The organism is Embleya sp. NPDC025285 (assembly GCF_055558835.1).
Genome location: NZ_JBVHLU010000044.1, coordinates 35,767 through 49,119, shown reverse-complemented (window position 1 = coordinate 49,119; position 13,353 = coordinate 35,767). Strand labels below are relative to the sequence as shown.

At 71.3% G+C, this 13,353-nt stretch carries 12 protein-coding genes and 1 pseudogene; 6 read left to right on the top strand and 7 right to left on the bottom strand.

Annotated features, from left to right (window positions below):
- Positions 1–85 precede the first annotated feature (85 nt).
- Positions 86–1,285, top strand: a pseudogene (locus ACZ4FV_RS27265) (aldehyde dehydrogenase family protein); the annotation flags it as partial.
- Positions 1,282–1,590, top strand: a complete 309-nt coding sequence (locus ACZ4FV_RS27260; protein WP_465323474.1) for an oxidoreductase C-terminal domain-containing protein — start codon at positions 1,282–1,284, stop codon at positions 1,588–1,590. The pseudogene ACZ4FV_RS27265 and the gene ACZ4FV_RS27260, both read left to right, overlap by 4 nt.
- Positions 1,591–1,823: 233 nt before the next feature.
- Here the strand turns inward: ACZ4FV_RS27260 and ACZ4FV_RS27255 are convergent, their stop codons facing one another.
- Positions 1,824–1,976, bottom strand: coding sequence for a hypothetical protein (locus ACZ4FV_RS27255; protein ID WP_465323473.1), 153 nt, complete (start codon positions 1,974–1,976; stop codon positions 1,824–1,826).
- Between ACZ4FV_RS27255 and ACZ4FV_RS27250 the strand changes: the two genes are divergently transcribed.
- Positions 1,975–2,202 (top strand): IS3 family transposase, encoded by a 228-nt coding sequence (locus ACZ4FV_RS27250; RefSeq protein WP_465323472.1) that lies wholly within the window; start codon positions 1,975–1,977, stop codon positions 2,200–2,202. The two genes, ACZ4FV_RS27255 and ACZ4FV_RS27250, sit on opposite strands and share 2 nt — an antisense overlap.
- Positions 2,203–2,397: 195 nt before the next feature.
- Here ACZ4FV_RS27250 and ACZ4FV_RS27245 read toward each other — a convergent pair whose 3' ends face one another.
- Together ACZ4FV_RS27245 and ACZ4FV_RS27240 are read right to left on the bottom strand one after the other, a co-directional pair.
- Positions 2,398–3,057, bottom strand: coding sequence for a hypothetical protein (locus tag ACZ4FV_RS27245; RefSeq protein WP_465323471.1), 660 nt, complete (start codon positions 3,055–3,057; stop codon positions 2,398–2,400).
- Positions 3,058–3,148: 91 nt separating this feature from the next.
- The gene (locus ACZ4FV_RS27240; RefSeq protein WP_402240629.1) at positions 3,149–3,700 is read right to left on the bottom strand and encodes a hypothetical protein; all 552 of its coding nucleotides are present in this window, start codon (positions 3,698–3,700) and stop codon (positions 3,149–3,151) included.
- Positions 3,701–4,013: 313 nt separating this feature from the next.
- Between ACZ4FV_RS27240 and ACZ4FV_RS27235 the strand changes: the two genes are divergently transcribed.
- Complete coding sequence (locus ACZ4FV_RS27235) at positions 4,014–6,719, top strand: AAA family ATPase (RefSeq protein WP_465323470.1); 2,706 nt, start codon at positions 4,014–4,016, stop codon at positions 6,717–6,719.
- On the opposite strand, the gene ACZ4FV_RS27230 is transcribed toward ACZ4FV_RS27235, so the two are convergent.
- Positions 6,650–6,931 (bottom strand): hypothetical protein, encoded by a 282-nt coding sequence (locus tag ACZ4FV_RS27230; RefSeq protein WP_465323469.1) that lies wholly within the window; start codon positions 6,929–6,931, stop codon positions 6,650–6,652. The two genes, ACZ4FV_RS27235 and ACZ4FV_RS27230, sit on opposite strands and share 70 nt — an antisense overlap.
- 264 nt (positions 6,932–7,195) lie before the next feature.
- On the opposite strand from ACZ4FV_RS27230, the gene ACZ4FV_RS27225 reads away from it, so the two are divergent.
- Complete coding sequence (locus ACZ4FV_RS27225) at positions 7,196–7,624, top strand: SNF2 helicase-associated domain-containing protein (RefSeq protein ID WP_465323468.1); 429 nt, start codon at positions 7,196–7,198, stop codon at positions 7,622–7,624.
- Positions 7,625–8,334: 710 nt separating this feature from the next.
- The gene (locus tag ACZ4FV_RS27220) at positions 8,335–9,708 is read left to right on the top strand and encodes an MFS transporter (protein WP_465323467.1); all 1,374 of its coding nucleotides are present in this window, start codon (positions 8,335–8,337) and stop codon (positions 9,706–9,708) included.
- A 53-nt stretch (positions 9,709–9,761) separates the two neighbouring features.
- On the opposite strand, the gene ACZ4FV_RS27215 is transcribed toward ACZ4FV_RS27220, so the two are convergent.
- From ACZ4FV_RS27215 to ACZ4FV_RS27205, 3 genes are read right to left on the bottom strand one after another with little or no spacing between them, the layout of a single operon-like run.
- Positions 9,762–11,558, bottom strand: a complete 1,797-nt coding sequence (locus tag ACZ4FV_RS27215; RefSeq protein WP_465323466.1) for a gamma-glutamyltransferase family protein — start codon at positions 11,556–11,558, stop codon at positions 9,762–9,764.
- A 23-nt stretch (positions 11,559–11,581) separates the two neighbouring features.
- On the bottom strand, positions 11,582–12,460 hold the full coding sequence (locus ACZ4FV_RS27210; RefSeq protein WP_402240701.1) for a PhzF family phenazine biosynthesis protein: 879 nt from the start codon (positions 12,458–12,460) through the stop codon (positions 11,582–11,584).
- Positions 12,457–13,350 carry an LLM class flavin-dependent oxidoreductase gene (locus ACZ4FV_RS27205; RefSeq protein ID WP_402240751.1) on the bottom strand — a complete coding sequence of 298 codons (894 nt, stop codon included), beginning with the start codon at positions 13,348–13,350 and terminating at the stop codon, positions 12,457–12,459. Before ACZ4FV_RS27205 ends, ACZ4FV_RS27210 begins: the two co-directional genes overlap by 4 nt.
- Between the last annotated feature and the right edge of the window lie 3 nt (positions 13,351–13,353).

Here is a 13,353-nt window from a genome sequence, read left to right as displayed (position 1 = left end):
GCCATGTATGAGTCGAGATTCGCAGCAGCCGTGACCGAACAAGCCGGAAGGACCGAAGCAAAACCCTGCGATCGCCGGATCCGGCAGCGCGTCCGCCACCGCCGAGGCCGACGCGGCCGCGGCCGCCACCCGTGCCGCCTTTCCCGGCTGGGCCGCCACGCCGCGCCCGCCGAGCGGGCCCGGGGCTGCTGCCCACCGCCGCCGACGGCCTCGAGGCCCGGCTCGCCGAGCCGGCGATCGTCGAGACCACGGACAACGGCGCGCTGCTTCGCTCGCACCTGCGCGGGGTGATGCCGCGGTCGCGCACAGCTTCCGCTTCTTCGCCGACTGGCTCACGACTCGCTCGGGCACGACGGCTTCGACACCAGGGGCCACGAGAATCGGGTCTCGTGGGATCCGGCCGGACCGTGTGTGCTGATCACGCCGTGGAACGCGCCGCTGATGCTGGCCACCTGGAAGGTCGCCCCGGCGCTCGCGGCCGGCAACACCGTCGTGCTCAAGGCCGCAGAGTGGACTCCGCCGACCGCGTCGCTCCTGGCCGACATCACCGCGAGGCGGGCCTGCGGCGGGCGTGTTCAACGTGGTTCAGGGGTACGGCGAGGAGGTCGGCGCCGCGCTGACCGCCCACCCGGACGTACGCCGGATCAGCTTCACCGGCTCGGTCCCCATCGCCTGGCACATCGGCGCCGCCGCGGCCGCCAACCTCACCCCGGTCAGCCTCGAACTCGCGGCAAATCCCCGCAGTTGGTCTTCGCCGACGCCGACCTGGACCTGGCCGTCGAGCAGTACGACAACGCCGGCCAGGTCTGTCTGGCGGCCACCCGGCTGCTCGTCGACGCCGCCGTCGCCGACGCGTTCACCACGCGGTTCCCGGCCGAGGCCCGCTCCCCGGTCCAGGGCAACCCGCGCGATCCGGCCACCGACATCGGCCCAACGTCCACCCGGAGCACCTCGCCCGGGTCGACGGCTTCGTCCGCCGCGCGCTTGACGCCGGCGCCAAGGCCCTGCTCGGCGGCGGCCCCGATACCGGACTGGGCAGGCTGTACTACCGCCCCACGCTGCTCACCGATGTCGCCCAGGACGCCAAGATCTCCAGGAGGAGGTCTTCGGCCCGGTGCCGACCCGCCAGACCTTCACCACCGAGGACGAGGCGAGCGCCCTCGCCGACGACAGCCGATTCGGGCCGGCCGCAGCGGTCGAACACTGGAGCATCCCCACCGACATGGCCAAACACGCGGCCCGCACACGGGCTGCCCACCTGTCCGGCACCACCCGCCGAATGTGCCGTTCGCCCCGCTGCCCACCTTCTGGTCCGACCAATACGAGGACCGCCTCCAGTCCTACGGCGCGCCCGCCCTCGGCACCTCCGACATCCGCCTCCTCGAAGGCGCCTGGAACACGGCTTGCGCGGTCGGCTACCACCGCGACGGCACCCTGGTCGGCGTGGTGGCCCTGACCTCCAGGTCCCACCCCTGGTCCACGAAGTACCGCCGACACCTCACCCGACGACGTGGACCGTCGGGGACGGGGTCGTCGCAGGGTTCGCAACCGGGCGCTCAGTGGGGATTTAGGTATGGAGCGCAGTGGTAAGTCGCTTTGCTGCAAGTGGCCTTCGATGGGATTTGCGCCTTACGTGGCTCGCCGCGGTCGTGAGGCTCCAGCTTCGAGTGCCTGTTTGCTCCGCTTCTCGGGCCTGCATTCCGTCTGGCTTAGCAATGGGGTGGAAGCTCCCTATTACTAGCGGGTCTTCCAGCCACTTCAGACTGTGCGCATTGGCGATTCAATTAGACAAAACCTGTCGAAACGGTCAGCGCGAATCAACATCAAACACCCACTGAGGAACGCAGCAGTAGGCGGTCCAGATCGATGCGCAGGTTCCCCGAAGGGGGCATGGGGGCGTCGAACACCGCCGGCCAGGCGTCGTCGATCGTCGCTGACTCGTCGCGACAGAAGGCAACGATCAAGGAGATCTTCATGGCGAATCACGAGACCTACGGATATCGGCGCATCCACGCGGTCCTGGCCCGTTCCGGCGAGGCAGCCTCCCCCGAACTCGTCCGCGCGTTGATGCGTGGCCTGGGGCTCGTCCCCTGTCAGCTCCGGCCGTGGCGGGTCGTGACTACCCGTGCCGACGGAGCGCACCCGCGCATCATCGAGTCCACCTTCGGCCCCAAGCTTCGGCATCGGCGTCCAGGGGGATAACCGCGCAGTACGCTCCGACGACTACGAGCCTCTGCAAATCCTCGACAACGAGGGCTTCACGCTGGACGCAGAACAGCACTGTCGACCACTACCTGTCCACCCAAAGCGGAACTCAGCACCAGGAAGTGGCCCGAACGCCGAGACGACCCGAACACCGGGGTGGCGAACCCGTGATCGGGTCGTCCGATCACTCGGTCAGACGTTGTGGACTCGGAAGCGGGAGACCGTGAAGTCGGTGGGGTCTCCCTCGTCGTGCACCCAGTTGAAAGAGACCTGGAAGCCGTCGTCGGTCGAGCCGAACTCGAAGTTGATATGCCCCTGTTCGTTGCCGTTCTTGGCCGCGACGTCGAAGCCCGCGGTGGCCCCCGCGCCCACCGGAGCGGCTTGCGGGATCGCCGCTTTGCCGTCGAGGTCGTTGGTCGTGGTGCTGGTGCCTTCGTAGAGCAGTTGGGTGCCCCGGTAGTCCAGCGTGCCGTCAGCGTTCGGCCTGACCTCGATCCTGGTTTCCAGGCGCACTTCGCCGCCGCAGAAACTGTCCCGTCGACTGGCGGTCCACTGGCCGACCGGCGCCTGCAGGTCATACCAAAAGTAGTCGCCGCCGCTGCCCTCGCAGCGCGTGTAGGTGCTGCCGCCCTCGTGGTCGTACAGGTTCACCCAGCCCTCCAGGCCGACGTGCCGGTAGACCACCGGCGTGGTCGTGCCGCCTCCCGTGCCGCCGCCCCCGCCGCCGCCCGGCTCGCAGTCCTGGCAGCGCTCCGCCGACGCGGAGCCGATCGTCAGCGCGCCCATCGCCAGGCTCGTGCTTGCCGTGAGCACAGCCGCCTTGCGCATCCGCCGCCAAAGCTTGTCTCGCATGGTTCCGTCCCCCTCGTTCGGTGGGTCTCGCTCAGCCGTTCTCTGGTTTGGTGGGTCCCGCTCGGAAGTACTCTCGTTCGGTGGGTCCCGCTCAGAAGTTCTCGATGGTGATGTCCGACCTGCCGTCGTCGGCGGCACCCTCGCCGCTGTGCACGTAGACGTTGGCCCCACCGGACCCGCCCACCGCGATGGTCGGCAGGATCTTGCTCGCCTCGCCGTCCAGGTCCTGCGTTTGGTAGTTCGTCCCCTCGAACAGCTTGAGGCGCACTACCGCCTGCATCGTTCCGTCGGCCGCCGGAAAGACGTCCACATACGTCTCCAACCGCACTTCGCCGCCGCAGAAGCTGTCCCGTCGGCTCACCGTCCACTGGCCGATCGGCGCGGCCAGTTCGTACGCGAAGGCGTCGGTGCAGTGCTTGTTGTCGCCGAAGATGCCCTCCGCGTCGGTCGTCGCGACGGAGCCGGTCAGCCGGACGTGGCGGGTGGGTCCGGTCGATCCCGCACCACCGCCGCCCCCGCCGCCGCCCGGCTCGCAGTCCTGGCAGCGTTCCGCGACGGCGGTGCCGACCGTGAGGGTGCCGGCCGCGACCACCGTGATCAACGCCAAAGGCGCCAACCGGCGGGTAAGTCGTCTCGCGTTCACATCGGTGTCCTCTTCGATGACGTCGCGCCGAGCGGATCGGCCCGACGAGCGGTATGGAATGCCGTGACCTCGGAAGGCACTTGGTCGACCGGTCCTCGGCACGGCTACTGTCAACCGGGCCGCCCCGCCGCACACAGAGTGGTCCGCTACTCCATTTCGCCGCGACGCATACTCCATGAAGCCGCCGACCCGTCGAACGAACGCGGTCCCCATGGGCGCGAATTCGTGCGGCAACGAGCCGGGGCCGGCATGCTGCCGAGAGCGTGTCCGTCTCGCGGGCCGTGGCCGGGGGGCCTATACGACGGGGGTCACAATGGACATCGCTCCGGGAGACGCGTGCCTGCCGTTCGTGGGCCGCGATGTGGAACTGGGCGAGCTGGACCGCGCGTTACGCGCGTCCACCTGTATCGGCACCGTGATCACCGGGGCGGGTGGGATCGGCAAGAGCCGTCTCGTCGAGGAATTCCTCGGTCGGTCCGCCCGTGGCGGTGATCCGGCAGACGTCCGCCCGCCAAGGGCGGGGGCGGGGGCTGCCTCTCGGCGTCGGCACATCGTACGGGTGCGGGCCACCCGAGCTTCGGCGTCGGTGGCGTTGTCGGCGCTGACCCCGTTGCTGCCCCACGGCGCGCGCCCGGAGGAGCCCGCGGCGTTCTTCCGGCAGGTGCGCGACGAACTGGCCGCGCGCCGGGCGGCCGGAGCGGGCCGGCCGGTGGTCGCGATCGACGATGTCCACCTGCTCGACGCCTCCTCGTCCGCGCTGCTCGCGCTGTTGCTGGCCGAAGACGTGATCTTCCTACTGGCCACGCTGCCCGACGGCGCCGATTGGCCCGACCCGTTGCGCTCGTTGTGGCGTCGCGGCGCGTTGCGGCATGTGGCACTGCCCGCGTTGGACATCGGGCAGGCCGGCGCCCTGCTCCGCGCCGCCCTGGGCGCGCCCATCACCACGGTCGCCGTCCGCGCGCTGTGGACGTCTGGCCAGGGCAACCCGCTCCACCTTCGCGAGGCGCTGCGCGCCGCGATCGCGGAGGATCGGCTGGGCCCGACCCACGGCATCTGGTGCCTGAAGCGGCCCTTGGCCGACTCGCTGGAGGGCGTCTCGTTCGACGAACGGATCGACCTGCTGTCCCCCGACCGGCGGGCCGTCCTCGAACTCCTCGCGCTGTGCGGCCCGATCGCGCTGTGCGACCTGCCGCCGGAGACCCCGGCCGACGCGCTGGCCGACCTGGAGGCGGCGCACCTGGTGGGTCTGCGCCGCGACGACCGTCGGGAACGCCTCGCGCTCGCCCAGCCGGCCCACGCGCCCGTCCTGCGGGCCGGCGTGGGCCGACTGCGCGCCCGCGCCATCCTGTTGGGGCAGGCCGCGCGGGTACGGGCGCACGGGGCGAATCGCACCGGCGACGCCCTGACCCTGGCCTGCTGGGAGTTGGCCGCCACCGGCACCGCCGACAGCGAACTTCTGGTCCGCGGCGCCGCCGAGGCTCTGGGCGTCGGCGACGTGGAGACCATGTGCCGATTGGCCCGAGCCGCCCTGCGGCATGGACCCAACGTGCGGGCCGGGGTGATGCTGGGCGAAGCGCTGGGACAGCGGGGCGAGTTCGCCGAGGGCATCGCGGTCCTGGAACAGACCTTCGCCGCGGCCCGGGGTGCCGACGCCCATCCGGCCGGACTGGCCCTGGCCGTGCACCACTTCTATGGGCCCGGTGACCTGCCCCGCGCGCTGGCCGTACTGCGCGAGACCGCTCGTCGGGCCGGTCCCTCCCCGGCGCTGTCCGCGTGGACCGCGACCATCCTCGGCGCGACGGGGCAAGTCGCGCGGGCCGGCGACGAACTCGACGCCGGCCCCGGCCTCGGCGCCGACGATCGGCCGGGGCCGGACTTGGTCCTGCATCTCCAAGCCCGCCTGCGCGTCGAACTCGCCCGCGCGCGGCCGGAGGACGCGATTCGCACGGCCCGCGCCGCGTACGCCGCGCACCGCGAACTCACCGACCGTACCGAAGTCTTCTATCCCGCCCGCAGCTCGTACCTGGTTGCCTGGGCACTCTTGGAGGCCGGGCGCCTCGACGAGGCCGAACGGGTACTCATCGAGGGCCTGGACGAATTGCTGCGCGCACCGGTCCCGGCGCTGGTCGTGTGGTTCGGCTGGGTACACGGCCGGATCGCGCTGGATCGCGGGCGCCTACGGCTGGCCGCCACACTCTTCGCAGAGGCCCGCGCCCAGGCCCATGTGCAGGGCCACCGATTCGCCGAGCAGCGCGCGCTCGCCGGCCTGGTCCTGGCCCGGGCCCAAGCCGGCCACACCGGAGCGGAGGCGGACGAGCTCGCTCTGACCGTCGCCGACGGCGAAAGCGCGCTGTGCGGGTGGGACACCAGGCGCGCGTACGCCTGGGCGCTGCGCTGCGGCGGGTACGCGGACGAGGCCCACGCGGTCCTGCGCGCCGGCGCCGCCTCGGCGCGCGACCGTGGCGATCCGAGCGCGGCCCTCACCCTCGAACACGATCTGGTCCGCTGGGGCGACCGGGCAGCGGCGATCCGCGTGATCGCGTCGGCCGACGTGATCCAAGGCCCGCACGCCGCGGCTCGCGCCGCCCATGCCCGCGCGGTCGCCACTGCCGACCCGCACGCGCTGAGCGCCGTGGCGGACCAGTGGGCCGCCCATGGCGCGGTATTGCTCGCGGCCGAGTGCCTGGCCCGGTCCGCCCGATTCCGCCGACACGCGCACGACGCACGCGCGGAAGCGGCGGCGCGACGCGCCGAATCGCGGGCATTTCTCCTGGTCGCAGTGTGCGAGGACGCGGCGACGCCGGCATTGGCGACCCTGTCCAGCGCCGCGAGCCTCAGCGTCCGCGAGCATCAGATCGCCCTCCTGGCCGCACAGGGTCACACCAGCAGGGAAATCGCCGCGACGTGCGGGCTGTCGATTCGCACCGTCGACAACACGCTGGGCCGCGCCTACCGAAAGGTCGGCGTCCGCGACCGCCACGGCCTGCGCTCGATCCTGCCCACCGCAAGGACTACGTGAAGCCTGCGCAGGACGTCCATCAGCGAGACGAGGAACCTGGCGATCTCGGACGCGATCGTCACCGGCATGAGGGTGGGGCCGGTGGCGATCCCGACCGAGTTGCCCATGACCCTGTCGATCACCGCGATCGTTGAGTTCAGGGCTCGTTCCAGGGCGTCGTACCAGCGCGAACCGCTCTGGTCCGCCTCCCACACCTGGATACTCGCGATCATGAGATCACCGCTGGACTGCTTGTCCGGGAACACCTTCTCGGCGGCATCACCTGCTCCGGGTCGGTGAACTCGAACTCGAACCCGGACGAGGCCGGGCGCACGAGGGCGTGGTCGTAGGAGTCGCCCACCGAACCCATCGAGGCGGCAACTCCCGCCCGCAGAGGCCACGTTGTCAGTTTGGTCGCGTTTACTGCTTGGGTTCAAGGGGTCGTTGCAACACCGCTTGCTTGCAGTGAGCGTAGACCCGCATCCACGGTGGTCCGGTTGACCGCGTCCGAGGCCGTCCGACTCGCCGAAGCCCCGCCCGCGAACCTGACGATCTCCTGGCCCGCGGACGTGATCGGGCCCCTGACCGCGCGCTCCGTCATCGGCACCCGCTCCGGCGGCGCGTCCACCCGCCTGGGCCTGGCCGAACTCCTCGACTTCCGCTGGGAACTGGCCCTGCACGGGCGGACATTGACCGACGCCGAGATGGACGCCCTCGCCGTGGCCGCCCGCCCCCTCGTGCGGCTGCGCGACACCTGGATCCTCGTCGACGACGCCTCCGCCCAGCGTGCCGCCCACCCCCTCCTAGCCCCGCTCGAACCCGTCGGCGCCCTGGGCGCGGCACTCACGGGCTCCGTCACCATCGACGGCACCCCTGGATCGACACAAGGTCTTCGGAGTTGCCGGATACGGGCAACTCCGTTCTGACGAAGGTCGACCGGAGTCGGGTCACATCGTTGCTTCAGCCGCGGGGCCGTGGTCGGCCTCGGGGTCTGTCGGTGGTGTTGCGTCGGGTGCGTGGTGTGCTGTTCGGGCGCGATCTCGTTCGAGAGCGAATTCGAGTGCGTCGGCCTCGCTGTCGAACCGTCGTTCGAGGAGAACCGCGTGCAGGTCGGCGAAACAGTCCTCGGCGTCGCTGAGAGGTCGCGTGTTTGCGTTCCACACCGAGTAGTTCGCGTATCAGGGTGTACTGGTTCAGGTCGCCATGGAACTGCATCAAACGGATCCACACTTCGTCGTTCGTCAGGTCCTCGATGGGGGTGTGGACGAGCGAGTTCGCCGGCGAACCATGCGGGCTGAGGCGGTTCCGGACTCGTCACGGAGGCCCTGAGCCACCTGGCGAGTGCGGCTACTCGCGCCGGTGCCGATCATGCATCGGCGCCGGCGCTTGGGTCCGGGTGAGGCTGGTGGCCGTTGCGGGTCGTGATCGTCGGTCGGGCCGGAGCGGGTCGCCGCGGAGTTCGGTACCCGCGGACTGCTCGATGGTTGCCGACGCGGGCAACGTCTCCACCCGGATCCGGGTGTTCACCACGAATCGGGCGGACGGGTCGAATGCGCCGTCGACGTGTTGGTGCCTGCCGGGCGCCATCCCTCTCGTCTCCCGTTCGTCGGGGCCGGCCGGCTGCCAGACTGGGGCGGTGACTACGGCGAAATCGGCGGCATCGCAGGGGCTTCCGGCGTCGAGGCTGGGCAGGAAGTTCACGCTGCTGTGGTCGGCCTCGTCGGTCTCCGCCGTGGGTGACGGTATGCGGGACGCGGCCCTGCCCTTGTTGGCCGCCACGGTGTCGTCGTCACCGAGCGCCGTGGCGTTGGTGACGGTGGCCGGAACGCTGCCCTGGCTGGTGATGTCCTTGGTGGGGGGTGTCCTGGCCGACCGGTTCGACCGGCGGCGCCTGATGTGGCAGGTCGACCTGGTGCGCGCCGTGGTGGTCCTGGGCTTCGCCGCGTGGGTGCTCGTCGCGAGCCCGCCGTTGGTGGTGCCGGCCCTGCTGGCCTTCGTGCTCGGATGCGGCGAGACGGTCTTCGTCAACGCGTCCACGTCCGCCCTGCCGGATGTGGTGCGGCCCGAGCAACTCGAGGCCGCCAACGGTCGTCTGGAGGGCGGTCTCATCGTCGGCGGACACTTCGTCGGCCCGCTGCTGGGCTCCGCCCTGTTCGTCGTCGGCGCGGGGTACCCGTTCGCCGTGGACGGCCTCTCCTTCGTCCTGGCCGCCGCCCTGGTGGCGGCGTTGGGTCGGTCGAGCGCGAGCACGCCGTCACCTCGTCGCCCGGTGGCGGCGGACATCCGCGAGGGCGTTCGCTGGACCTGGACGCACCGCGGGATCCGGCTGCTGGCCATCGTGGCCGCGGTGGCGTCGATGGCCTTCTATCTGGCGGTCACCATGCTGGTGCTGCTGTTGACGAAGACCCTGGGGGCGTCGCCCGTGGCGTACGGCATGGTGTTGGCCTCGGGTGCCGTCGGCGGAACGTTGGCCGGCGTCACCTCGGGCCGGCTGCGCAACCGCCTCGGCCTGACGGCCAGAATCGGTCTGTCCTTCTTCCTGATGGGAGCCTCACTGCTGGGTCTGGGGGTCGGCTCCTCCGTGGCCTTGGCGGCCGTCCTGTACGCCGTGGCCAGTTTCGGTGTGGTGACCTGGAACGTGCAGGTGGTCTCCCTCAGGCAACGGGTCGTACCGCGTCGGCTTCTCGGTCGGGTCAACAGCTGCTACCTGTTGCTGAGCCGTCTGGGGATCTTGGTCGGCGCCGGGCTCAGCGGCTGGCTCGGTTCCGCGTTCTCCGTGCGCACCCCCGCCATTCTCGGCGGTGTCGTCCTGCTCGCGTCCCTCGTCGTGGTCCCCAGGCTGGCGAGTCTCGAGGCGGTTCGAAGCCGACCCGCCGGACTCGACGGCGCAGCCGATCCGGATCCCGATCCCGATCCCCATCCGGATCCCGATCCCGATCCCCATCCGGATCCCGATCCCGATCCCCATCCGGATCCGGATCCGGTCGACGATCCGACGCTCCCCCGGTGACCGGCACCACTTTCCGCAAGGCCGGGCGCGACTCCCACGGCGCCCGGCCACGGTCACCGAACGACCGCGTACGCCTGTTGCCCACGCGGACTCGCCGCCGCCAGCACGCCGCCGTGCGAGTCCGGGCCCGTGGCACACACCTTGCCCAGGGTCATCGGCGCGACCGTCTGCACCTCGTGGCCGCGCCGGCGAAGCTCGGTCAGGACGGCCGGATCGAACCCGTCCTGCTCCACGACCGCGGCCAGCGGCCGCGCCCGACGGGGCGTGAACGAGCTCGGTACGTGATCGGTGTGGAAGGTCGCCGCTTCCACGGCCTGCTGGGGGCTCATGCCGAAGTCGACGTGGTTGACGAAGAAGTTCAGGGTCCACTGGTCCTGTTGGTCACCCCCGGGCGTACCGAAGGCCAGGTAGGGCGCGCCGTCCCGGAGCACCAAGGTGGGACTGAGCGTCGTACGGGGCCGTTTGCCGGGAGCGACGGAGTTGTTGTGCCCCTCGTCCAACCAGGCCATCTGGCCTCGGGTGCCGAGCGGAAATCCGAGACCGGGGACCACCGGGGAGCTCTTGAGCCACCCGCCACTGGGGGTGGCGACCACCATGTTGCCGTCGCGATCGGTCGCACTCACGCAGCACGTGTCGCCCTTCGCCGCCGTCCGCTGCAGGACGGTCGGGACGCCGTCGGCCAACTGCCGCAGCCAGTCCGGGTCGCCGGAGGAGGCGGACACGTCCAGCACCGGGGGAATCCACGGTTTCCGACCGTCGGGGGAGCCGGGGCGCAGGACATCGGACGCCTCGGATCCGATCAGGGTCCGGCGGGCCGCCGCGTAGACGGGGTCGAGGAGGCCGGCCAGCGGCACGTCGGCGTGCTCCGGGTCGCCGTACCACGCCTCCCGGTCCGCGAAGGCCAACTTGGCGGACTCGATCACGGTGTGCACGTGGTCCGCGCTCCCGAAGTCCATCGCGTTCATGTCGAAGCCCTCCAGCAGGGCCAGTTGCTGGAGGAAGACCGGGCCTTGGGACCAGGGACCCGCCTTGTGCACGCTGTGACCGCGGTAGTCGAGGGTCACGGTGGCCTCGACGGGTACCCGCCAGCCGGCCAGGTCGTCACCGGTGAGCAAGCCGCCGTTGTGCCGGCCGGTGGAGTCGATCGGCTCCTCGGTCGCCATGAACCGGTCGACGGCCTCGGCGACGAATCCCTCGTAGAAGGCCGAGATCGCGGCGTCCGCCTGTGCCTCGCGCGTTCGTCCGCCCGCCGTGGCCTCGGCGAGGATACGGCGATACGTCCGGGCCAGCGCCGGATTGCGCATCCGGGCGCCGGGCGCGGGAGCCGCGCCGTGGTGCAGATAGGTACGGCCGGACTCGGTCCACTCGTCGCGGAAGAGCGGCGCCATCACCTCGATCATCGCGGCGGTTTTGGGCAGCAGCGGATATCCGTCCTCGGCGTAGCCGATCGCGGGCTCCAGCACGTCCTGTACCGTCAGCCGGCCGAAGTCGCGCAGCAGGCGCATCCAGGCGCCGAAGGCCCCGGGCACGGTGGCCGCCAGCAGTCCGGAGCCGGGTATCACCGCCAGCCCACGCCGGCGAAACGCCTCCGGCGTCGCCTGCCGCGGCATCGGACCCTGTCCGCAGACGATCCGGGTGGACCCGGTCGCCGCGTCGTAGACCATGATCGGGACGTCTCCGCCGGGGCCGTTGAGATGCGGCTCCACCACCTGGATGACCAGGGCCGCGGCGGTGGCGGCGTCGAACGCGTTCCCGCCGCGGTCGAACATCGCCATGCCCGCCGCCGAAGCGAGCCAGTGCGTGGAGGAGACCGCGCACGCGGTGCCGTGCAGTTCCGGACGATGCAGCACGAGACGTCCTTCCGAGGGGTCGGTCAAGGGGATTCGACGGGGTCCGCGAGGTGCCCGGAGGCGACCGGTGTCACCCGGCCGGTCACGCTGCCTCGCACCACGAGGCCGTTCTCGACCGTCACCGTGCACTCGAGCAGTGCGGGGCGGCCCGCCTCGGCTCCCTGGCGGACCGTGTATCCGTGCTCGCCGTTCGTGGCGGGCAGTCGGCCGGCGACGATCAGCCACCCGCCCAGGGCCATGGCCACCGGTCCGCAGGCGGGGTCTTCGGGGATGCCGAAGCCGGGGGCGAACAGCCGGGCCCGGGCGAGGCGATCGGCCGGGTCCCAGGTGAACAGGCACAGAGCCGGCAGCGCGACGTCGCGCATGTGCGCGAAGTCGGGTCGGGCCCGGGCGATCGCGCCGGCGCGGACCGGGAGCACCGCGAAGCCCCCGCCGAAGCCCGCCAGTCGCGGCCCGCCGTCGCCGTCCGCATCGGCGAGGTCGGCCTCGGTCAGCCCCACCGCGTCGAGCAGTGGTTGCCGATCCAGCGGCTCGCCGCGCACCGGCCCGGTCGCGTGCAGGGTGGCGCGGTCGGCCCGCGCCGCGAGCACCTGGCGTCCGGTGCCACATTCCTGCACCAGGTGGCCGGTGGGAACGCGGCCCAACCGAGCCAGCGTGGCGGCGGTCCCCACGCCGGAATGCGCGCCGTGCGGTGATTCGGCGTCCGGACCGAAGACGCGTACCCGGTACGACGCGTGGGGCGAGGTCGCGGGGAGGACGAAGGCGGTTTCCGCGGCGCCGAGTTCAGCCGCGACGCACTGCATCACGGCGGACGAGAGTCCCGTCGCGTCGGGGACCACGGCCAGCGCGCTGCCCGTGAAGGGACGGTCGGTGAACATGTTGACGAGCTCGTAGCCGATCATCGTGTGCCCGTCGACGTGAAGAGCTTGCCGGCGATCCGCTCCACGACCTCGGGGCTGCCCTGGTAGGGGAAGTCGGCTCGGGGCCAATGGACGACCAGGTCGGTGAAACCGATGTCCGCGAACAGCCCGCAGGCGTCATCATAGGCGTCGACCGAATCGATCACGCCGGTGATCATCGCGCCGGTGACGACCAGGCGGCGCACCGTCGAGGGGTCGCGGCCGATGTCCGCGCACGCCGCGTCGAGGGCTTGCGCCTGTGCGCGAAGGTTCGCGATCGCCGGTGCGTAGCTGCTTGGTTCACCCCAGCCGGGGTCGCCGGCCGTCACCCAGATGTCGGCGTGGCGAGCCGCCAGCCGGATGCCTCGGGGGCCGGTCGCGGCGATGGCCAGGGGCAGGCGCGGGCGCTGGACGCAGCCCGGCACCATGAAGGCGCCGTGGGCTTCGAACCAGGCACCCCGGTGGTCGGTCACCCGTCGGCGCAGCAGCAGGTCGGTCATTTCGACGAACTCCGCGAAACGGTCGTGGCGTTCGGCCGGGGACGGGGGTGTGTGGCCCAGCACCCGGTCGTCGTGGCCACCGGCGCCGGCGCCGAGGCCGCAGATCAGCCGGCCGTCCGAGATGTCGTCGAGGGTCATCAATTCCTTGGCGAAGGTCACCGGGTGCCGGTAGGACGCGCCGGCGACCATCGTCCCGAGTGCGATCCGGGAGGTGGCCTCGGCCGCGGCCGCCAGCGTGGGGACGGCGCCGAACCAGGGTTTTTCGCGGAACCATCGCCACATCAGATGGTCGTAGGTCCACGCGTGGTCGAAGCCGAGTTCCTCGGCGTGCGTCCACAGTCGCCGCGCGTGCGACCAGCGCTGCTCGGGCAGCAGGATCACCCCGTGCCGCATGGT

Coding starts and splice junctions, on each gene's coding strand:
- ACZ4FV_RS27205 (WP_402240751.1), bottom strand. CDS start 13,350: ATGCGGCACGGGGTGATCCTGCTGCCCGAGCAGCGCTGGTCGCACGCG.
- ACZ4FV_RS27230 (WP_465323469.1), bottom strand. CDS start 6,931: ATGATCGCGAGTATCCAGGTGTGGGAGGCGGACCAGAGCGGTTCGCGC.
- ACZ4FV_RS27210 (WP_402240701.1), bottom strand. CDS start 12,460: ATGATCGGCTACGAGCTCGTCAACATGTTCACCGACCGTCCCTTCACG.
- ACZ4FV_RS27235 (WP_465323470.1), top strand. CDS start 4,014: ATGGACATCGCTCCGGGAGACGCGTGCCTGCCGTTCGTGGGCCGCGAT.
- ACZ4FV_RS27245 (WP_465323471.1), bottom strand. CDS start 3,057: ATGCGAGACAAGCTTTGGCGGCGGATGCGCAAGGCGGCTGTGCTCACG.
- ACZ4FV_RS27250 (WP_465323472.1), top strand. CDS start 1,975: ATGGCGAATCACGAGACCTACGGATATCGGCGCATCCACGCGGTCCTG.
- ACZ4FV_RS27255 (WP_465323473.1), bottom strand. CDS start 1,976: ATGAAGATCTCCTTGATCGTTGCCTTCTGTCGCGACGAGTCAGCGACG.